This is a genomic window from Marinobacter iranensis (assembly GCF_029207565.1).
Taxonomy (GTDB): Bacteria; Pseudomonadota; Gammaproteobacteria; order Pseudomonadales; family Oleiphilaceae; genus Marinobacter; species Marinobacter iranensis.
Genome location: NZ_JANCMW010000226.1, coordinates 1 through 264 on the forward strand (window position 1 = coordinate 1; position 264 = coordinate 264).

Genomic DNA, 264 nt, shown 5'->3' on the forward strand with positions numbered 1-264 from the left:
TCAGGCGTCCGGCACCGACATCCTCCAGGATCATCCATGTCGGCAGGCCACCCCAGCCGAGCCCCGACAGGATCAGATCGCGCTTGGTCGATACGTCCGTCATGCGCCAGGTGCGATAGGCGAAGACACCGAAGTCCTTGCCCTCCGTCGTCTTGGAGACGTCCGACACGACGAGCTGGATATGCTGGCGCACCTCCGACAGCGGCACCCTGCCCTTGTAGGTCGCCAGCGGATGAGAGGGCGCCGCCACCGGCGTCATCGAGG

1 protein-coding gene is annotated in these 264 nt (G+C 65.9%); it reads right to left on the reverse strand.

Annotated elements, in window-relative coordinates; all coding sequences use genetic code 11:
* The coding region (locus tag NLU14_RS22130) for a LysR substrate-binding domain-containing protein (RefSeq protein ID WP_275710661.1) at positions 1 to 264 on the reverse strand (264 nt) is incomplete at both ends.